Origin of the sequence: uncultured Chitinophaga sp., from assembly GCF_937898475.1 — a bacterium.
Lineage (GTDB): Bacteria > Bacteroidota > Bacteroidia > Chitinophagales > Chitinophagaceae > Chitinophaga.
The window spans coordinates 59056-79713 of record NZ_CALEJS010000013.1 but is presented as its reverse complement, the minus strand read 5'-3'; the positions used below and the strand labels follow the sequence as shown (position 1 = coordinate 79713).

Below are 20658 nucleotides of genomic sequence, written 5' to 3'. Positions count from 1 at the left end.
GCGTAGTAAACATTATTGAATAACCAAACTTGATGAGGCCTGGATAGATATGCAACAGATTAATTCGAACAAATTACGACGTCCGCAAACGGAAGAGCAATTGGATTTGCTGCCATTGATCCGTCAGCGGTACCTACCGTACTGGCCATTATTCTTACTGGCTGTGGTGCTTGCAGTTACTGCCGGCTTTGTTTACCTCAGGTATGCCAGACCCGTATACTGGGTGTCTGCCACTTTACTGGTAAAAGATGAGAAAACCGGAATGGACGAAGCTGATCTGCTCAGTTCACTTTCAATTTCCGGATCAAAAAAAGTAATAGAAAACGAAATCGAAATACTTAAATCCCGTACACTGGCTAAAGAGGTGATCCGTAACCTGGACCTTTACGCGGAAGTAACAGTAAAAGGAAAGATCAGGGACGATGTTGCCTATAAGAGCAGCCCGCTGCGTTTTCATTTCCTGGAGCCGGATTCGATCCGGGGGGATGAATACAGCGTGATGTCCATGAAATATGATGCGGCCAGTAAGCGGGTATTCCTCAATGGTACCTCGTATCCTTTGTATGATACCATATACACCACCTGGGGTAAAATGGTGATCACACCCAAACCTGGCGCGCAGGTAGATGTGAAGAATAAAGAATATACCCTACGTGTTGCCGGTGAAAAAGTACTGGCTGGAATGATCCAGAATTCCCTGCAGGTAAATCCTACCACCAAGGCGGGAACGATCATCGGCCTTGGTTATAACGATGCCGATCCTGAAAGGGGAGAAGACATCCTCAATGAACTGATCAGGGTGTATAACAATGCATCCATCGAAGATAAGAACCGGACATCTGCCAATACCATGAACTTCGTGGACAGCCGCCTGCGGGTGGTAACCCAGGAGCTGAACCAGGTAGAAAGCCAGGTGGCCAATTTCAAACAGCGTGAAGGGATCGTAGATCTTACTGAACAAAGCAAGATCTTCCTGGAAAGTGTATCCGGTAATGATAAGAAGATCGCAGAAGCTGATATGCAGTTGTCTGTGCTGGATTCAATTGAAGGTTACCTTACCAGCGCCAAGGATGATGAATCACTGGTGCCTGCTACCCTGGGGCTGACAGACCCGGTACTGCTTGACCTCATCTCCAAGCTGTCTGAAGTAGAACTGCAGCTGCAAAGATTGAGAAAAACGACCGGTGAAAACAGTCCGCTGCTGGAAAGCCTTAACAGGCAGAGAGCACAGTTGAAACCAAGCGTGCTGCAGAATGTACGCAACCTGCGTGCTAACCTGGTGGCCAGCAAGCTGAAGATACAGGCAGATAACCAGCGTTATTCCGGTATGCTTACCGGTGTACCGCAGAAAGAAAAAGCTTTCCTGGAAGTAAGCCGCCAGCAGGAAATAAAGAACAACATCTACACCTTCCTGCTGCAGAAAAGGGAAGAGACCGCAGTAGCTTCTGCTGCTGCCGTATCAGACAGCCGCATTGTTGATGCTGCAGAAGCATCACCCTGGCCTATCAGTCCGAAAAAGCCTATTGTACTCGGCATCTCCGTGCTGGCAGCCATCGCAGGAGTAGGTGGCCTGATCACCCTGCGCGACCTGATGAAGAAGGAAATTGTTCATCGTTCAGAGATAGAAAAAGCTACAGATGCACCGATACTGGCAGAGATCGTACAGAATGACGGCAAGGAAGCAGTGGTGATTGCTGAAGGCAAGCGGAGCTTTGTTGCAGAACAGTTCCGTACCCTGCGCACATCATTGTCTTATGTAGGAGTAAGCGCCAACGGTACTTTGAATGGTAATGGCGTGAACGGTACGCCACACCGTAAAACATTGCTGGTTACTTCTTCCATCTCCGGTGAAGGTAAAAGCTTTGTGTCTGTTAACCTGGCAGTGAGCCTCTCGCTGGTGAAAAAGAGAGTGGCCCTGCTGGAGTTTGACCTGCGCAAACCCAGGATCAGCGCCATGCTGAATGTGTCGAGAGAGCCGGGTATCAGTAATTACCTGGTAGGGCAGGCAGATGCGCTCAGCATCATGCAGCCGGTGCCTGGTAATGAATATCTGTATATACTGCCGGCCGGTGTGATACCGCCTAACCCAACAGAACTGATATTGAATGGCCAGCTGGAAACGCTGATCAGCCACCTGAAAACGAAGTTTGATTACGTAATTATAGATACCGCGCCCGTTGGGCTCGTAACAGATGCGCGCTTGCTGGCGCAATATGCAGATGCTACCTTGTATGTGGTCCGTCACCAGGTAACGCCTAAACTCTACCTGAAGATGATCAACGATATCTATCAGAACAAGGAACTCGGCAACCTGAATATCGTATTCAACGGTATACAGCCGCGCGGCGCTGGCGGTTATGATGCGAATGGCTATGGTTACGGCTACGGTTATATTGAGCAGTCAAAGGGCGCACGCCGCAGACAATTTTTTAAAGGAATTTTTAACATATAAACAGGCCGGACGCTTCAAGCAAAACGCCTAACGCATTCAGCGTTTAACGTTCAGCGTTCAGCAGGAAAATAATCCGGAAAGCCCTTTGTTATCCAGCTCATGTGACTGAGAGAGCGAAGCTTTTCCGGGATAAACGAGAATGTCTTTATTTGAAAAAACCGAATGTATGAAATGTTTAACGGCAATAGCATCGTTGTCTTTACAGATCCCCCGTTATAGCAAAAGCTGCGCAATGTTAACCAACGTATTAACCTTAAAATGAGATGCCCATGCAACAGGAATTATCTACTTGGTATGCTGTGTATACCAAAGCAAGATGGGAAAAGAAAGTGGCAGATTTGCTTACCCGTAAGCGTATCGAGAATTACTGTCCCCTGAACCCGGTTGAGCGCCAATGGAGCGACCGCAGGAAGGTAGTGGCAGAACCGCTGTTCAGATCCTATGTTTTTGTACGTATACCTGAAAGCAGAAAATGGGTGGTGCGCGAAACCGATGGGATCATCAACTTCGTTTACTGGCTGGGTAAACCGGCCGTGATCGCTGATCATGAGATCGAACTGATCAAACGCTTCCTCCGTGAGTATAAGGATGTAACTGTTGAACAGTTCCCCCTGCGGCAGGACGACCTGGTAGAGATCACGTCTGGTCCGCTGATGAACCAGCGGGGCAGGATCATCGAAATAGGCAAGAACAAGGTAAAAGCAGAGCTGTCCAGCCTTGGGTATACCATGATCGCCACTGTACCAACTACAGAAGTTGTAGTAGTTAACAGAGCCGTTACCGAATCAATTTTTTAATTAATAATGAGTAATTAATAATGAATAATACCTGCGGGGTAGCCCACTACCTCATGATTATTCATTATTCATTATTCATTATTAATTATTAATTCCATCTTCTTATGATGCAGCATATTATTCTCTGCGGCGGGTCAGGTACCCGTTTATGGCCCTTATCAAACCGGCAAACACCCAAGCAACTGCTGCCCCTTTTTGAAGGCCGCAGCCTGCTGCAACTGGCTTACCAGCGTAACCAGGCGGCATGCGACAGCGTGCTGGCTATTGTAAGTGAACAGCATGCCAATATGGTAGAAGAACAGCTGCTGGAAGCCGGCGCTGAACAGCTCCGCATGCTGGCAGAACCGGTAGGCCGTAATACTGCAGCCGCTATCGCATTGGCAGCCTTTGTGTCTGCACCGGAAACCATCCTTTTAATTACGCCTGCCGATCACCTGATTGGTACGCCGGACATTTATGCGCAAACCATTGAAACAGCGCAGCTGCTGGCCGCCGGCAACAGCTTGGTAACAATAGGCCTGCAGCCCACCTATCCCGAAACTGGTTTCGGATACATTCAATACAGCGGTCATGATGTGATCCGCTTCGTAGAAAAACCGGATGCAAAAAATGCCAGCCTGATGCTGCAAAGCGGCGATTTTCTGTGGAACAGCGGCATCTTCTGCTGTAAGGCAGGCATCCTGCTGCAGGAGCTGAAACAACATGCACCTGAAATATATAAGGCAGCCGGCGAGGCGGCAGACGAATGGCTGAGCAAAGGCCATTTATCCAAAGCCAGCATGGAGGCCATCCCGTCTACCAGCATCGACTACGCGGTAGCAGAAAAAAGCAACCGCGTGAAAGTGGTGCCCAGCACCATGGAGTGGAGCGATGTAGGCAGCTACGAAGCGCTGGCGGAAGCACTGGTGCAACACTATAGTTATCACAACCACCAGGCCGTATCTATTGAAAGCGGCAACAACATGGTGATCGGCAAAGAAAAGCTGGTGGCCCTTGTTGGCGTAGAAAACCTGGTAGTTGTAAACACGCCTGAAGCCCTGCTCATTATGAAAAAAGGGAAAGGACAGGAGATCAAGCAACTGCATCAGTGGGTGAAGGAGAACAGGCCGGAACTGTTGTGATGTGAGGCGGAGTAGTATAAAGGTTACTGCTTCGCAATTCTTAATTATTAATTCTTAATTATTAATTATAAATGAAACTAACCGATAAGATATACATAGCAGGCCACCGTGGAATGGTGGGAGGCGCCATTAAACGCAGACTGGAAACATTAGGCTATCAGCACATTATTACCCGCACTTCAGCAGAGCTGGATCTGCGTAACCAGGCAGCGGTGAATGATTTCTTTGCCGAAGAAAAACCTGATTATGTGTTCCTTGCAGCAGCAAAGGTAGGTGGCATACATGCCAACAATACCTACCGTGCGGAGTTCCTGTACGATAACCTGATCATGGAATCAAATATCATTCATGCCGCTTACCAGCAGGGTGTGAAGAAACTGATGTTCCTCGGCAGTTCCTGCATCTATCCCAAGCTGGCGCCGCAGCCGCTGCAGGAGAGCAGCCTGCTTACGGGGCCGCTGGAGTATACCAATGAGCCTTATGCCATCGCGAAGATTGCCGGCATCAAATTATGTGAGGCTTACCGCGATCAGTACGGCTGCAATTTTATCAGCGTAATGCCTACCAACCTGTATGGTATTGGCGACAACTACCATCCTGAAAATTCGCATGTATTACCTGCGCTTATCCGCAAGTTTCATGAGGCAAAAGAGGCTGGTAAACCGACCGTGACAGTATGGGGAACAGGAACACCGAAACGGGAATTTCTGTACGCAGATGACCTGGCAGATGCCTGTGTTTACCTGATGCTGCACTATGATGGAAAGGAACTGGTAAATATCGGCACTGGCGAAGATCTGACTATCCGCGAGCTGGCGGAAACCATAAAAGAAGTGGTTTGCTACGAAGGTGGCCTGGAGTTTGACAGCTCCAAGCCCGACGGTACGCCGCGCAAGCTGATGGACGTTTCCAAACTGCATAGCCTGGGTTGGAAACACAGCACCAGCCTGAAAGAAGGTATCGTAATGGCGTATGCAGATTTCCTGAAGAAACGCCAATCTTATTTCAATGTAGTGTAAAAAGGCATAACTAAAAATCTGGAACATGAAAGTAATCGTAGTAGGAACAGGATACGTAGGGCTGGTGACGGGCGCCTGTCTCGCAGAAGTAGGCACCAACGTTGTTTGTGTGGACGTGAATGAAGCCAAGATCAATGATCTGCAAAAAGGTATTCTGCCGATATATGAACCGGGCCTGGAAGAAGTGGTACACCGCAACTACCAGAACGGCCGCCTGTCTTTCAGCACAGACCTAGCCGCAGTAATACCCGGTGCACAGCTGGTGTTCATCGCCGTAGGTACACCTCCCGGCGAAGATGGCAGCGCTGATCTGAAATATGTACTGCAGGTGGCCAGACAGATAGGCGCCTCCATGAGCGGCTACCTGGTAGTGGTTACCAAAAGCACCGTACCTGTAGGTACTGCCGTAAAAGTGAACAGGGCCATCAAACAGGCTTTGCAGGAAAGGGATGTGCTGCTGGACTATGATGTGGCATCCAATCCCGAATTCCTGAAGGAAGGCGCTGCGGTGCAGGACTTCATGAAACCTGACCGTATCGTGATCGGTGTAAACACCGAGAAAGCGCAGCAGGTGCTGGAGCAACTGTATCATCCCTTTGTACTGAACGGCCGTCCCGTTGTGTTCATGGATATTGCTTCCGCAGAAATGACCAAGTATGCCGCCAATGCTATGCTGGCTACCAAGATCTCTTTCATGAACGATATTGCCAACCTGTGTGAGCTCACAGGGGCAGATGTGAATAAAGTGCGTAAAGGTATTGGCAGCGATCCCCGTATAGGCGACCGCTTTATATATCCCGGTATTGGCTACGGCGGCTCCTGCTTCCCCAAGGACGTGAAGGCGCTGATCCGCACCGGCAGGGAGTATGGCCATTCCATGCGTATACTCGAATCTGTTGAAGCCGTGAACGAGGATCAGAAGAAGGTCATGTTCAGCAAAATAGGACGTCACTTTGACAATAACCTTGAAGGAAAGACCTTCGCCATCTGGGGCCTCTCATTCAAACCCAATACAGATGATATGCGCGAAGCGCCTTCCCTGGTACTGATAGAAAGCCTGCTGGCCGCCGGCGCCAAGGTAAAGGTGTTTGACCCCGTAGCTATGCACGAGGCAAAGAAAGAGCTGGGCGAACGCGTAAGCTGGAGTACAGATCTGTACGATGCCGCCGATGGCGCAGACGCGATCGTGCTGGTAACAGAATGGAACGAGTTCCGCCTGCCCGACTGGAGCCGCATCAAATCTTCCGTAAAAACACCGGTGGTGTTTGACGGCAGGAATATCTATGATGATGTGGTACTGCAGAAGAAAGGCTTTATTTATTATGGCATCGGTCTTACAAAATTCAATACATCTACCATTCTCGTTTAGGTTAGAACGTTTGAAGTTTGAACTTCAAACCTCAAACATTATTAAACTGCTTAAAATTCAAAAGTATATATGAAAGTTGCGTTAATTACCGGTATTACAGGACAGGATGGCGCCTACCTGGCAGAACTGCTGCTGGAAAAAGGATATATGGTGCATGGTGTTAAACGCCGCGCTTCCCTTATTAACACAGAGCGTATCGATCACCTGTACCAGGACCCTCACAGCGATAATGTTCGCTTCCGCCTGCATTACGGCGATATGACGGACAGCACCAACCTGATCCGCATTATCCAGGAAACACAGCCGGATGAGATCTACAACCTGGCTGCCATGAGCCACGTAAAAGTGAGCTTTGATACACCTGAATATACCGCCAATGCAGATGGCATCGGTACTTTACGTATACTGGAAGCATTACGTATCCTGAAGCTGGAGAAAAAGACCCGCGTATACCAGGCAAGTACTTCCGAGCTGTATGGCCTTGTACAGGAAGTGCCGCAGAAGGAAACCACTCCTTTCTATCCCCGCAGCCCCTATGCAGTAGCTAAACTGTATGCTTACTGGATCACGGTGAACTACCGCGAGGCTTACGGTATGTATGCCTGCAACGGTATCCTGTTCAACCACGAGAGCCCGCTGCGCGGCGAAACATTCGTAACACGCAAGATTACCCGCGGGGTAGCTGCAATAGCGCTGGGCCTGCAGGATAAATTGTACCTGGGTAACCTGGACGCGCGCCGCGACTGGGGCCATGCCAAAGATTATGTAGAAGCCATGTGGCGCATCCTGCAGCAGGACACTCCGGAGGATTATGTGATCGCTACGGGCATCACTACGCCTGTGCGTGATTTTGTACGTATGGCATTTGCAGAAGTTGGTATCGACGTAGCCTTCACCGGTGAAGGTGTGAATGAGATCGGTGTAGTGACCGCCTGCAACAACGAAGAGTTTACATTGCCGGTAGGCAAGGAAATAGTAGCGGTAGATCCCCGGTATTTCCGCCCTACAGAGGTGGAACTGCTGATCGGAGATCCTACCAAATCCAAAACAAAATTAGGATGGGAGCCCCGTTATGATCTGCCCGCCCTGGTGAAGGAGATGGTGGCAGGCGACGTGGAATTATTCCGTAAGAAGGACGTAACACAACTGGAACATTTGGTAGGATAGTGATTTTTAGCACAATAGCATTATGCAAGCAGCCAGCAGGGTAGTATTAAATACAGGAGCGCTTTACGGGAGAATGCTGATCACCATTTTCATTTCATTGTATTCAACCCGTTTGGTGTTGAATGCGCTGGGTGCTCAGGATTACGGCATTTTTAACCTGGTAGGCGGTGTGATAGCCATGTTATCATTCTTAAATATGGCGATGACCATCTCTACGCAAAGGTATATGTCGTACCATCTTGGATCAGGCGATATCGAAAAGTTGAAAGAGGTCTTTAATTCCAGTGTAATGCTGCATTTTATTATGGGCATCACACTGGTGGTCCTGTTCGAGGTAGTGGGCATTTACGCGTTTGACCACGTGCTGAATATGCCTGCAGACAGGATCGCTACTGCCAAGACCATCTTCCATTTCATGGTGGTCAGCACATTCTTTACCATCGCTTCGGTGCCTTACGATGCTACCCTGATCGCCAGGGAAAATATGCCGCTGATAGCCGTGCTGGGTGTATTCGAAGGTTTGTCAAAACTGGCCATCGCCATCTCCCTGCATTATGTCAGTGGTGATAAGCTGGTGGCCTATGGCGCCTTAATGGCCAGCCTGACGGTGCTGTTGCTGCTGATTAAAAGATTGTACTGTTCTTTCAAATATGCGGAAAGCAAGGTAAGGGTCAGGAAGTATTTCAACAAAAGCCTGCTGAAGGAGATGTTCTCCTATGCAGGATGGAATATGTTCGGGGCCAGCAGTGTGGTGGCCAGAAACCAGGCGCAGGCCATGATCCTGAACGTGTTCTTTGGTACGGTGATCAATGCCGCCTATGGCATTGCCAACCAGGTGAACGCGCAGCTGACCTACTTTTCTGTGACCATGCTGCAGTCGCTGAACCCGCAGATCATCAAAAGTGAAGGAAGCGGCGACCGGCCAAGGATGCTGCGGCTGGCCATGATAGCCAGCAAGTTCTCCTTTCTGCTGTTGTCTTTCTTCGCTATACCGGTGATTATAGAGGCGCCCTTTATCCTGAAGATGTGGCTGAAGAATGTGCCTGAGTATACGGTGGTCCTCTGCAGGCTGATCATTGTCTGCAGCCTGGTGAACCAGCTGACGCAGGGCGTACAGGTGGCGATTCAATCTGTTGGCAGGATCAAGGTTTACCAGATGGTGGTGAGCTTCCTGGTCATCCTGAACCTGCCGGTGGCCTACCTGCTGCTGAGAGCAGGCGCGCCGCCGCAGGCAGTACTGATAGGCGCTATCTGCATGGAGGTGATAGCGGTTGGCTACAGGATCATTGCCGCCAACAGGATTGCAGGCATGCCTGTACCTGAATACCTGAATAAGGTAGTGCTGCGGGCGGTGATACCCGTAGTACTGGCAGCGGCCATCGCCCTGCTGCCACAATTTGTCCTGGACGAAGGATTTGTGCGGTTCCTGCTAACCGGCTGTCTCGGCGTATGTGCACTTACTGTGTTCGTGAAGTTCCTGGGGCTGACGCCCTATGAGATCAGTAAGATAACAGATATGTTGACAAAGCTGGTATCTAAGGTGAGCCCAAGATTTGCGGCAAGATTTGCGGTTATAAAAACACAGGCATAACATTATGACCATTTTATTTTTTACAAACATATCGCCCTTTCCTGCAAACGGAGGTGAAAAGATCCGGAGTTATTACCTCCTGAAAGCCTTATCCCAGTTAGGTCATAAGGTTATTGCCGTGATCTGTAATGAAGAAAATGTTAACCTGGCTAATTATGGTATTGACAATGTAACATTCTACACGCATCCTAAAAAGCCATTGACCATAATGGAGCGCATCACCTGGAAACACCTGTTCCGGCGTGATGCGGAGATCATCCGCCTGTTCGGGGAGATCTGTAAAAAGTACCGGGTGGATGCTGCACTGCTGGACTATGGAACAATCGGGCAGTATATCAGCTTCTTTACCGGCCGCCAGATACCGGTGATACTGGGTACGCACAACGCACAGCCCATGATCACCCAGCAGGTGCCTGCAAAGAGCCTTTTCCAGCGGCTGAGGAAATTCCAGCTGGTAAACCTGGAAAAGCTGCATGAAAGGCTGTACTTCAAACACGCTGCTGCGATACTGGTGGTAAGCGACCAGGACCGCAAATATCATGAGCGCTTTCTGAAAAAGGAACGGGTATTTGTAGTACCCAATTTCCTGGATGAAACAGAGTACACGCTGGTGAACAAGAAACAGTCCAAGGTGCTGGTGATGACCGCCAACTTTGGCGTATACATGAACTACACGGGCCTTAAATGGTTCATTGAAGAGGTGTGGGATGATACGCTGGCGGCGGAGTTTGATCTCTGGCTGGTAGGAAGGAACTCCAAGGAAGCGCTGCAGCAGATCACCGGCAGTGAGCAGTGGAAAAATATTGTGGCGCTTGGAAAGGTGGATGATGTGAAGTGGTACATATCCGTGGCCAGCGGTGTGATCATCCCACTGCTGCACGGCAGCGGCACCCGCCTGAAATGCCTGGAGGCAATGGCGCTCAGAACACCCATCATCAGCACGGCTAAAGGGGTGGAGGGAGTAGTGAGTAATAACTTCATTATCGCAGACAGTGCCGCCGGTATGAAAAGCGCTATTATGGAATTTAAGGGCAGTACCCATGCGGGAGAAGCCCTGCGGGAAGACTTTATGAGAGAATACAGCGCGGAGGTAAACCGCCGCCGGCTGGATCATATAATTAACTATGCGGTAAAGGGGAAGGAAACGAAAGTAATAAGCGAACCGGCAATAAGCGTAGAACAGTGAACAGAAATTTGTGAGTTATGACATGGATCAAAAAGATTAAAGCTTCGCTTTATGCATTGGGAAGTGGTGTAAGCATCAATCTCGTTGGCCAGTTTAAGGTCAGCGAGATCCTGGTGTTACTGATGTTCCCCTTTAGCGTGCAGAAGAATGACCTCAGGGATTACCCGCTGCTGAGGAAGATCGTCTATGCATTGGTGTTGCTGCTCTGCTTTCAGCTGATCACCGATCTTTTTGTTGTCAATAACTCGCCCCAGAACTTCCTGCGTGGATCGGCTTCCATCATTATGCCGATCCTGTCTTTTTTCGTCATCTTTAAGATGTTCCAGGACGAAGAGGCCATTATCATCTTCATCTTTTTTACAATGGTCAAGAACATTGTTTTTACAGATGATATCGTTGACTCTGAAATGAGCTACTTCAAATTCAAGATCGCGCCTATCTTATCGAATATCGTGTACCTGCTGGTGTATTATTTCTATAAGAAAGGAAATATGAAACTGCTGTATGGCACCATCTTCGTTTACTGCGTGGTGTGCCTGGCCAATGATACCCGATCCAGTGCACTGAGCCTGCTGATCTCTACTGTGCTCATTTACTTTTATACCAATGTGAATGTTACCCGTCAGAAAATAATTGTGTTTTGTATTGCGGGCGCCTTACTGTTCCAGGGCGTCTATATTTTCTATGTTAAATCGGTATTGAGCCACGAGCTGGGGGGACAGCACTCTCTGGAACAGCTGCAGCGGCTTGATAACCCCTATAATCCCTTTGAGCTGCTGATCACGGGAAGGGGTGAAACCTATGTGGCCGTAACCGCTATCGGTGATAAGCCCTGGTTTGGGCACGGCTCCTGGGCGGTGGATAAAGACCTGAAGTATTATAAAATGCTGCTGGCCGTGCATGATGAAGACCTGAACCTGAAGAAGGCGCTGGAAAAAGATCAGCTGGTACCCAGTCACTCGATACTGCTGGGCGCCTGGGTGAACTATGGTGTAGGTGGCTTCCTGGCCGTGTTCCTTATCTTCTGCTACCTGATGAAGGCAGGCTTTTATGTGATTGCCAGGGGACAGTCGCTCACCATGTACCCTATCGTTGTAATCATGACGGTGGGCCTGATCTGGATGTTCTGCTTCTCGCCATTTCAACACCTGAGATACAGTGTGCCGCAATGGGGTGCTATGCTGCTGAGCGCATACTATTATCTTAAATACGGTGAGGACAATGAAGAGGAGGAAGGCGATGCCGAGCAGGTAGAGGAAACAACAGCAGAACATGTGGTTTATTAGTTAGTATAAATTGTATGGAATACATCTATTATAAAGATTCAAAGGGCAATTTCGGAGACGATCTGAATGCCTGGTTATGGCCAAAGTTCTTTGGCGAGGCCAGGCCGGATGGAGATGCGTTCGTGGGTATTGGCTCTATATTGGCAAATGATTCACCATTGTTCAGGAACCTTTCCGGTAAAAGAAAGATCGTATTCGGTACGGGCATCCGGCCAGGCTGGCAGCCCTTCACATACGATGACTCGTGGGATATCAGGTTCCTGCGGGGGCCTTTGTCATCCTATGCCTTTAACAACCAGTACGAGTATATAGCGGATGCTGCCTATGCGCTGGGACTGATCAATGAGTTTAATGGAATAAAAAATACAGAGAAGAAATACGAGGTCAGCGTGATCCCTTATTTTAAATCACTGGCCTATTTTGACTGGGAGCAGCTCTGCAAACAACTGGGATACCACTATATATCTCCCTGTGCTGAACACGGCATAGAGCATACGTTGCGCGAGATCGCCGCATCAAAATATGTGATCGCAGAAGCGATGCATGGTGCTATTATCTCTGATATACTCCGGGTGCCCTGGAGCAGGTTTGTGCTCACCACGCCCGTTACCGAGGGCCTGAAGGTATCTGAATACAAGTGGATGGACTGGTTATACTCCATTGACCTGCCCACCACCGAAACGGCCTTTATTAAACTCTACCGTAAGTCTGCGGTACACCAATGGGTAAAGAAGCTCAGCGCTAACATGGTGCATGTGGATTTCCTGGTGAAGAAAGTGGTAAAGGAGGAGTTGCTTAGCACCTTATCATCCATCGATCATTATTACCTGTCAAAAGACGAGGTAATAGAGCGGATCAACAGCCGGATCTCGGAGAAGATCTACCTGCTGAAACAAGAGAAGAGACAATTAATAATGAATAATGAATAATTGCGGAGTTGGGGATGTAAGTGTTTATAATTCTTAATTACTATGTCAAAATTGTTTTCAATAGTGGTGCCTGTATATAACGGGGCAGCCTATATACAAGAGACGCTGGATAGTATCTTCAGCCAGACCTATCCGCACTATGAGCTGATCGTGGTGGATGGCGGCTCTACCGACAATACTATGCAGATCCTGTCTGAGGAGAAGAACCGCTCCCATATCAAGACATTGATCTCTGAGAAGGATGAGGGTATGTATGATGCCCTCAAGAAAGGTTTTGAGAGAGCAACAGGCGATTACATGTGCTACATTAATGCAGATGATCGTCTCTTGCCCTGGTCGCTTGAAAAGGTGGCAAAAAAATTCAGTGAGGGTAACTACAGCATTGTTTTCGGAGATGTGAACTACATCAATGAAACAGGCGAGATCATATACAGTTACAAGGGGGTGAACTTTGGTCCCCGGGCCATCCGCCGCCTGCGCAGGGTACCCTTCGCGCAGCAGAGCTCTTTCTGGACGCGCAGCATCTATGAAGAGAAAGGTGGCATCGATAAATCATACCGTTATTCTGCCGATTCAAAATTTCTGCTGCAGGTATGCCTGGACCCCAAAGTGAAAAAAGGTTATGTCCCGCTGCCTTTGGGTGAATTCAGGATGCACAGCAATTCTATCTCAGTTTCACTGACTGATAAACACCAGGCAGAGCACGACCGGGTAGAACGGGAACTGAACATGGGCGGGAGTAAACTGGAATGGGCATTTTACGAAATGATCACTAAGGTGAAGAACGCAGGAGGCATTTACAAGAAGCTAACTTATAAAGGAACGAGGATACGGAAAAATTAAGAGCATGAACATCCTGTTTATTGTACCATCATACAAACCGGCATATATATACGGAGGACCGATCGTATCCGTTTCCAAACTGGCAGAGCAGCTGGCGCAGCTGGGACACCGGGTAACTGTTTATACAACTACGGCAAACGGAGAAAAGGAACTGGATATTCCTTCTGATGCACCGGTGATGGTAAATGGCGTGGCAGTAAGATATTTCAAAAGGATCACAAAGGATCATACCCATGTATCGCCTGCATTGTGGCGGGCAATATGGTCAGATGCAAAGCAATTCGATGTGGTACATATCCACTCGTGGTGGAGCTTCCTGGTATTGGGTGCCTCCATGATCCTGAAGATGAAGAATATTAAGCCGGTATTGTCGCCCCGCGGCATGCTGTGCGAGTATGTTTTTACTTCCAGGAACAGCGGTAAAAAACAATTGCTGCATAAACTGATCGGTAAACGCCTCCTGGCCAATACCTACCTGCACGTAACGTCAGAGATGGAGTGGCAGGAGTGCCTGCGGCTGAATACAGACTGGCAGGGCGATACCATCTTCAACCTGGTAGACCTGCCCGTGAAGGAATATCAAAAACGGGAGAATGACATATTTACCATTAGCTTCCTTTCAAGGGTAGATCCCAAGAAAGGGCTGGATATTCTAATGCGTGCACTGGCCACGGTGCAGTTTCCGTACCGTCTTTGCATAGCCGGATCAGGAGATGAAGCCTATATGGCTCAGCTAAAACAACTAGCTGCTGATCTTGGCATACAGGAGCATGTGGAATGGGCCGGCTGGAAAAGCGGAGAGGAGAAATTTCACTTCCTGGCAGAAGCAGACCTGTTTGCGCTCACCTCGCACAATGAAAATTTCGCCATGGTGGTGATCGAGTCGCTTTGTGTGGGCACACCCGTACTGATCAGCAATAACGTAGGGCTTTATCAATACGTAAGGGAGCGTGAGCTGGGATGGATAACCGGGATCGACCGTATTGAGGAGATTGCGGAAAACCTTACGCTGGCTTACAACAGCCGTGAAGAACGCAGGCGTATTACAAAAGAAGCCAGGGGCATCATCAACCATGATTTCAATGATTCAAAACTGGCACAGGACTATATAGAATTATATGAGCACTGTAAATAACGGAAAAGGAAGGATAGCGGTGATCATCCTCACCCTGAATGAATCAAAGCATATCGGGCGCTGTGTGCAGAACCTGCGCCAGATATCCGATGAGATCTATGTGATCGACGCGTATTCTACTGACGATACCGTGGCTATAGCCGAAAGCTACGGCGCAAAGGTGTTCCAGAATAAATGGGTGAATTATGCAGAGCAGTTTGAATGGGCGTTCCGGAACTGTGGTATTACAGCGCCCTGGCTGATGCGGATGGATGCGGATGAATATTTGGAACCTGCGCTGGTGGAAGAAATAAACAGGCGTATGCCGGAGATGCCCGATGATGTAGCCGGCATTTACCTGAAACGCAAAGTGTTGTTTAAAGGTAAATGGATCCGTTACGGTGGTTTCTATCCGCATATACTGATGCGCATCTGGCGGAACGGACAGGGAAGCCTGGAAAGGCGAATGATGGATGAGCACATTGTCGTATCCGGCGGCCGTACCATCATGTTTAAGGAAAATATGGTGGATTACAACCTGAATTCCATTCACTGGTGGATCAATAAGCATAACAACTATGCCATCAAGGAAATGGCAGACCTGATGAATATCAAGTATCGCTTCTTTGAAACTGACGACAGGTTGCTGAACACCAGTACCAGCAATTCGCAGGCAAAGCGGAAAAGGATACTGAAAGAGAAAGTATACTCGGCGTTGTCGCCCAGTGTAAGAGCCTCCATCTATTTCTTTTACCGCTTTTTCATAAGGCTGGGTTTCCTGGATGGCTACCGCGGATTTGTTTTCCACTTTATGCAGGGCTTCTGGTACCGCCTGCTGGTGGATGTGAACGTAAAGGAATTTGAAGAGAAACTGAACGGTGATAACAGTAAAGAACGGCTGGCCGAAATATTAAGGCAGGATTACAAGATCGTGGTGTAGATGAAGGTACTGAAAACAGCGGCCGTTGCAGCATACTTTTTCATGCTGATATACGTGGTATTCCTGACACCACTGCGAACACACCGGCCGCTGGCACTGCAGCGATTTGAACATGTGAGGCTGGTACCTTTAAAAGGGATAGTGGACGACATGTTCTATCCAAAAGGCCATCAGGATCCCCTTACGCATTGGGGAAATTTCCTGCTCAACTTTCTGGGTAACCTGCTGATGTTCGTTCCCTTCTCCTTTATCATGATCGTGGTGTTCAGGGTATCGAAAACGCCTTTTATACTGGCAGCGGCCTTTTTACTGAGTGTGGTCATTGAAACGGTACAATATTTTGCCAGGCTGGGAGTGGCTGATGTAGACGATGTGTTGCTGAACACATTCAGTGCCTGGATCGGGATCTGGCTGTGCAGGTTTACAATGCGCTTACTTAACATTGAAACAACAAATGCAAACTGATCTGACAATAGAACAAAAGGTACAGTCTGTACCAACTGATCTGTCGAAGTTCGATACCGGCAGTTATCATCCGGGCGCCTCCAGGTTAAAGGTGCTGGTATGGTATTTTATCAATTACTATTTTTTTAACAGCGCCTTTCCCTGGCCTTACAGCATTAAGAGCAGGCTGCTACGCCTGTTCGGCGCCAGTGTAGGCAAGGGCCTTGTGATAAAAACCAAGGTACGTATCAAGAATCCCTGGCGCCTCGTAATTGGCGACCATTGCTGGATAGGAGAATCTGTATGGATTGATAACCTGGAGGATGTTAGCATTGGCGACCATGTATGTATTTCACAGGGCGCATTGCTGTTAACCGGTAATCATGATTATAAGAAGAGTGATTTTCCTTACCGCCTGGGTAAGATCAGCATAGAAAGCGGCGCATGGATAGGGGCACAGACAACCGTTTGCCCCGGTGTGGTGTGCAGAACACATGCCATACTGACGGTAGGAGCTGTTGCTACGAAGGAACTCGAAGCGTGGACCATTTATGCCGGCAATCCTGCAGAAGCTGTAAGAAAAAGGGTGATCAGTCAATAGTCGCTGATCATTAGTAATCACAGCGGTCATTCGCTGCATATTGATCACTAAGGATTGACGGCTGAGCACTAACGACTAAATAAAAGTATGCGAAAACGAGTTTTACTTATTGGTGGAAACTTTGCGCCTGAACCAACAGGAATTGGCAAGTATAACGGCGAGATGATGAAATGGCTGGCATCCAATGGCTATGACTGTACCGTTATCACCTCCTATCCCTACTATCCCCAATGGAAAGTGCAGGAGCCGTATGAGAAGGTAAAGTCCTGGTATAAAAAGGAAGAGCTGCCCGTAACAACTACGCTGAACGGAAATGGTACGGGCCGTTTGCAGATACACCGCTGCCCCCAGTATGTACCTGCAAAACCATCAGGCGCCAAACGGATTATGCTGGATTTTTCCTTCGCCCTTTCTGCATTTTTCAAGGTGACACAGTTGCTGTTCCGAAAGAAATTTGATGTGGTAATAGCAGTAGTGCCGCCTTTTCACCTGGGCCTGCTGGCGGTAATGTACAAGAAGATCCGCGGGGCAAAGGTGATGTACCACATCCAGGATATGCAGATAGAAGCGGCGAGAGACCTGCAGATGATCAAATCCAAAAAACTCATCGGCTTACTCTTCGGCCTGGAGCGCTATATCTTCAGACAGGCAGATGTAGTAAGCAGTATATCAGATGGTATGATACGTAAGATACATGAGAAAGCAGGGAAGGATATTTTCTTCTTCCCCAACTGGGTGGATGTCACCTTATTCCATCCCCTGGATGATAAAGCCGCCCTGAAACGGGAGTTCGGCTTTGCTCCTGAAGACAAAGTGATCCTGTATTCCGGCGCTATCGGTGAAAAACAGGGACTGGAGTCTATACTATATGCAGCGCAGAAGCTGCAGCACCGTAAAGACCTGAAATTCCTGATCTGCGGGTCAGGTCCTTACAAGGCAAAGCTGGAAGAGATGGCAGCCGTTATGGGATTGCAGCAGGTGATCTTTTTCCCGCTGCAGCCTTTCGAAAAGTTCAACCGTTTTCTGAATATGGCGGATGTGCACCTGGTGATCCAGAAGGCCAACGCCAGTGACCTGGTTATGCCTTCCAAGCTGACCACCATACTGGCGGTGGGCGGGCTGGCGCTGATCACAGCTAACCCGGGCACCAGCCTGCATGACCTGGTGACGCGCTATAACATGGGCATACTGGTGAATGCAGAAGATCAGCAGGCGCTGGACGAGGGTATCTGCAGGGCAGTAGATGCAGATGCCGCTACTTTACAGGAGAATGCGCGCAGCTATGCAGAAACATTCCTTTCAATAGGAAAGATCATGTCACGATTTGAAGAAACGGTAGTACAAAATTAGTAGTTAGTCATTAGTCGTAGTCTTTTATGTTAGATCGATATCTTAAAATTTGCAGCATCCAGATCGTTGTGCTGGATTTCATCGGGCTCAATGCCATTTTTTACATAGTAAGATCATGGCTGAACCAGACAGGCGAACCGATCAATGTGGATGTGGATACATTTTTGATAGGCGCCAATATTGCCTGGATGATCGCCTTATATACCACCGGTATCTATTTTGTAAGCCAGCAATTGTCTTATGAAAGGGTAGCGCGTAAAACAGTACAGGGCATCCTGCTGTACCTCTTATTGCTGCTGGGGTACCTGTTTATGTACCGGCAACTGAACTCCCGTTCATTCGTAATACTTTACTGTTCACTATTTATACTGGTAGTACTGATAGACCGTTTCATCTTCTATCTTGTTACCAACTACATCCTGCACAGCAAGGGCATACAGAAAAAAGTGGTGATACTGGGCTATAACGATGTATCCAAAAGGCTGGTGGACAGTTTCATTGATGTAAAGAGCAACCTGCAGTTTGAAGGTTTTTTTGAGGAGTACAGTAAAGTACATGAGCTGTCTTATTACCCGGTGATCGGTAACCTGGAAGATTGTGTGCCTTATGCCAAGTCAAACAATATCCAGGAGATTTACTCTACCTTGTCGCCTGAGCAGTTCCCCTATCTTTACACCCTGGCCCATGAGGCGGAGAAGCATTTTATCCGTTTCAGATTTGTGCCGGATTTCAGGATGTTCGTGAACCGCCAGATCTATGTGGACTATTTCAATAATATCCCGATCATCTCCCTGCGTTCTGAACCACTGGACGATATTGCCAACCGTATACGCAAACGTATTTTTGATATAGTGGTAAGCTCACTGGTAACGATCTTTATTCTCAGCTGGCTGATACCCTTACTGGCATTGCTGATCAGGCTGGATTCCAAAGGACCGATCTTTTTTATCCAGCACCGCACCGGCCGTAACAACCAGACCTTTCCCTGTCTGAAGCTGCGCAGCATGAAGGTGAACAATGATGCGAACGTGAAGCAGGCAACAAAGAATGATGACCGCTTTACCAGGCTGGGCCGCATTCTGCGCAAGACCAACCTGGACGAGATGCCGCAGTTCCTGAACGTGCTGATGGGAGACATGTCTATCGTGGGGCCGCGCCCGCACATGCTGCGTCATACGGAAGAATTTTCCCGCATCATCCAGCAATACATGGTGCGTCACTTTATGAAGCCCGGCATTACCGGCTGGGCCCAGGTAAATGGCTTCCGCGGAGAGATCCTTGAGGAGAATCATCTGAAAAAACGTATTGAGCACGATATCTGGTACATGGAAAACTGGTCAGTATATCTTGATCTGCGTATCATGTTTATGACAGTGATGAATACGATCAGAGGAGACAAAAACGCCTATTAAGCAGGTCCATGGGGGGACTGTCTTATTAATTAGTAGTAAAAATGCGGCTGGTGACCGCAAAAAGCATTATATTGTACTGATTATAGTAGTGAGATTTTATAAAAAGATCTACAAATTGCACCACGATTAAACAGGAAGCACGGGAAGTAACTAACTTAGGGCACATCATTACGCGTATAGATACGGATCCATATACCTCATTACATTAAGACATCTAAACTAATTGGGTACACTGAAATCTGGGTTTCACAATGAAAGGTTCATCCATAACTAGTGTTGATCTGCTGGAAAGCAGGGGGCTGATGGAAGATATTTTCCACGAACTTAAATCGATACTCTCAAGTATTTTGTCGAGTGTTGAATTGATCGAGTTGTATGGCGGCGCCAACGGGCATCATCATCAGGTGGAAAAGCCTTCTTCCAACGGAAAGATCACCCGTCAGGCACGGGCTATCAAATCGCAGGTGATTGAGCTGGAGTTCCAGTTGCAGAATATCAGGATCATCCAGCATATTATGAATAAGACTTTTGAACCCAAGAAAGGGCTTACCAGTGTGAGCTTTTTCCTGCGGAACTTTATTCATGATGAGCCTTATGATACCTTGTTTGGTTCATCCGTAGAGATGCAGGTGAACAAGGAGCATACAGACGCCTACATTGATGAATTTTTGATAAAGCAGCTGGTGCTGAACATCTTCTTCTGGATGATGAAGAATTCTCCTACCAATCAGACACCCAGGCTTAGTTTTATTTTTGAAGATGATTGCTTTGAGCTGAAAGGATGCTTTTCTGCCAATGCGGCCAGCTACTTTTTCCCTTCCTATGCGGCAGCAGGCAAATCGTACGAAAACGGAGGAAAATTACACTTCGATACCGAGCTGCTGAACCAACGGATATACTACCTGATCTCTTATATAGTAGACCTGCATGATGGCAGTTTTAACATTAACCTGGAGGCGGAGAAAGATGTGGAGATCCTGGTGAAGATCCCTTACAAGCCTTCTTACATGCTATAATACTTTCGAAGCGGGAAATCA

18 protein-coding genes are annotated in these 20658 nt (G+C 48.1%); all 18 read left to right on the top strand.

Annotated features, from left to right (window positions below):
• The first annotated feature begins 49 nt into the window (after positions 1–49).
• The 18 genes from Q0577_RS05935 (at position 50) to Q0577_RS05850 (ending at position 20637) form a co-directional block, all read left to right on the top strand.
• The gene (locus Q0577_RS05935) at positions 50–2452 is read left to right on the top strand and encodes a tyrosine-protein kinase (RefSeq protein WP_298733693.1); all 2403 of its coding nucleotides are present in this window, start codon (positions 50–52) and stop codon (positions 2450–2452) included.
• 269 nt (positions 2453–2721) lie between these two features.
• On the top strand, positions 2722–3249 hold the full coding sequence (locus Q0577_RS05930; protein WP_298733692.1) for a UpxY family transcription antiterminator: 528 nt from the start codon (positions 2722–2724) through the stop codon (positions 3247–3249).
• A gap of 104 nt (positions 3250–3353) precedes the next feature.
• The gene (locus Q0577_RS05925) at positions 3354–4370 is read left to right on the top strand and encodes a sugar phosphate nucleotidyltransferase (protein WP_298733691.1); all 1017 of its coding nucleotides are present in this window, start codon (positions 3354–3356) and stop codon (positions 4368–4370) included.
• 71 nt (positions 4371–4441) lie between these two features.
• Entirely contained in the window at positions 4442–5389 is a 948-nt protein-coding gene (locus Q0577_RS05920) for a GDP-L-fucose synthase (protein ID WP_298733689.1), read from the top strand.
• 25 nt (positions 5390–5414) lie between these two features.
• Complete coding sequence (locus Q0577_RS05915) at positions 5415–6758, top strand: UDP-glucose/GDP-mannose dehydrogenase family protein (RefSeq protein ID WP_298733688.1); 1344 nt, start codon at positions 5415–5417, stop codon at positions 6756–6758.
• A 69-nt stretch (positions 6759–6827) separates the two neighbouring features.
• Positions 6828–7925: a GDP-mannose 4,6-dehydratase gene (gmd, locus tag Q0577_RS05910; protein WP_298733687.1), complete on the top strand. Its 1098-nt coding sequence runs from the start codon at positions 6828–6830 to the stop codon at positions 7923–7925.
• A gap of 22 nt (positions 7926–7947) precedes the next feature.
• Complete coding sequence (locus Q0577_RS05905; protein WP_298733686.1) at positions 7948–9516, top strand: MATE family efflux transporter; 1569 nt, start codon at positions 7948–7950, stop codon at positions 9514–9516.
• A gap of 4 nt (positions 9517–9520) precedes the next feature.
• Positions 9521–10702, top strand: coding sequence for a glycosyltransferase family 4 protein (locus tag Q0577_RS05900; RefSeq protein ID WP_298733684.1), 1182 nt, complete (start codon positions 9521–9523; stop codon positions 10700–10702).
• A 17-nt stretch (positions 10703–10719) separates the two neighbouring features.
• Positions 10720–11988, top strand: a complete 1269-nt coding sequence (locus Q0577_RS05895) for an O-antigen ligase family protein (protein ID WP_298733682.1) — start codon at positions 10720–10722, stop codon at positions 11986–11988.
• A 14-nt stretch (positions 11989–12002) separates the two neighbouring features.
• Positions 12003–12917, top strand: coding sequence for a polysaccharide pyruvyl transferase family protein (locus Q0577_RS05890; RefSeq protein ID WP_298733680.1), 915 nt, complete (start codon positions 12003–12005; stop codon positions 12915–12917).
• A gap of 42 nt (positions 12918–12959) precedes the next feature.
• The gene (locus tag Q0577_RS05885; RefSeq protein WP_298733678.1) at positions 12960–13760 is read left to right on the top strand and encodes a glycosyltransferase family 2 protein; all 801 of its coding nucleotides are present in this window, start codon (positions 12960–12962) and stop codon (positions 13758–13760) included.
• 4 nt (positions 13761–13764) lie between these two features.
• Positions 13765–14895 carry an XrtY-associated glycosyltransferase XYAG1 gene (locus tag Q0577_RS05880; RefSeq protein WP_298733676.1) on the top strand — a complete coding sequence of 377 codons (1131 nt, stop codon included), beginning with the start codon at positions 13765–13767 and terminating at the stop codon, positions 14893–14895.
• Positions 14879–15814 carry a glycosyltransferase family 2 protein gene (locus Q0577_RS05875; RefSeq protein ID WP_298733674.1) on the top strand — a complete coding sequence of 312 codons (936 nt, stop codon included), beginning with the start codon at positions 14879–14881 and terminating at the stop codon, positions 15812–15814. The genes Q0577_RS05880 and Q0577_RS05875 overlap by 17 nt, the downstream gene beginning before the upstream one ends.
• Positions 15815–16279, top strand: coding sequence for a VanZ family protein (locus Q0577_RS05870; RefSeq protein ID WP_298733672.1), 465 nt, complete (start codon positions 15815–15817; stop codon positions 16277–16279). It abuts the gene before it with no gap.
• Positions 16269–16859: a WcaF family extracellular polysaccharide biosynthesis acetyltransferase gene (locus Q0577_RS05865; RefSeq protein ID WP_298733670.1), complete on the top strand. Its 591-nt coding sequence runs from the start codon at positions 16269–16271 to the stop codon at positions 16857–16859. Before Q0577_RS05870 ends, Q0577_RS05865 begins: the two co-directional genes overlap by 11 nt.
• Before the next feature lie 87 nt (positions 16860–16946).
• Entirely contained in the window at positions 16947–18209 is a 1263-nt protein-coding gene (locus Q0577_RS05860; RefSeq protein ID WP_298733667.1) for a WcaI family glycosyltransferase, read from the top strand.
• 26 nt (positions 18210–18235) lie between these two features.
• Positions 18236–19621 carry an undecaprenyl-phosphate glucose phosphotransferase gene (locus Q0577_RS05855; RefSeq protein WP_298733665.1) on the top strand — a complete coding sequence of 462 codons (1386 nt, stop codon included), beginning with the start codon at positions 18236–18238 and terminating at the stop codon, positions 19619–19621.
• A gap of 251 nt (positions 19622–19872) precedes the next feature.
• Positions 19873–20637: a hypothetical protein gene (locus tag Q0577_RS05850; protein WP_298733663.1), complete on the top strand. Its 765-nt coding sequence runs from the start codon at positions 19873–19875 to the stop codon at positions 20635–20637.
• The last annotated feature ends 21 nt before the right edge of the window (positions 20638–20658 follow it).